This is a genomic window from Holtiella tumoricola, assembly GCF_027857615.1.
Lineage (GTDB): Bacteria > Bacillota > Clostridia > Lachnospirales > Cellulosilyticaceae > Holtiella > Holtiella tumoricola.
The window spans coordinates 1-761 of the sequence record NZ_JAQIFT010000042.1; the positions used below are offsets into that span (position 1 = coordinate 1).

1 protein-coding gene is annotated in these 761 nt (G+C 33.0%); it reads left to right on the forward strand.

Annotated elements, in window-relative coordinates; translation table 11 throughout:
- Positions 1 to 729 (forward strand): IS3 family transposase (locus PBV87_RS10215; RefSeq protein ID WP_271012179.1); only part of this gene is annotated, 729 nt, incomplete at its 5' end.
- Between the last annotated feature and the right edge of the window lie 32 nt (positions 730 to 761).

Here is a 761-nt window from a genome sequence, read left to right on the forward strand (position 1 = left end):
CTTCTTCCTTTAATAAAAGATACTTATGAAGAAAAAGGTGGAATACTTGGGTATAGACAAATGACAATAAAGCTAAACAGAGAAAATAGCTTTCACGTAAACCAAAAACGTATTTATAGGCTTATGAATTTATTAAATCTTAAGTCTGTTTGTAGAAAAAAGAAAAAGAACTATGTAAAGTCTACACCACAAATCACGGCGGCTAACATACTTAATCGAGAATTCACAGCAAATACCTTTGGAGAAAAATGGCTTACAGATGTAACAGAGATGAAATACGGAACTGGCAAAAAGGCTTACTTAAGTGCTATTCTAGACCTTGCAGATAAAAGCATTGTTTCTTTTGTCGTGGGCCACTCTAATAATAATATGCTTGTATTTGAAACGTTTGATTTAGCCTATGGACAATACCCAAATGTTAGACCTATATTTCATAGCGATAGAGGATTTCAATACACATCAAAGACATTTAAGAAAAAGCTTGATGCTGCTGGAATGACACAAAGTATGTCTAGAGTATCCAGATGTATAGATAATGGTCCTATGGAGGCATTTTGGGGAATGCTAAAATCAGAAATGTATTATTTGAAGAAGTTTAATAGCTACAATGAACTGAACCAAGCCATCATTAACTATATAGATTATTACAATAACGGAAGATACCAAAAACGACTCAAATGTATGACACCACTTGAATACAGGAAATATTTGAATTATAAAACAGCGTAAAAAAACTCCAACCCTAATGATGAGGTTGGAGA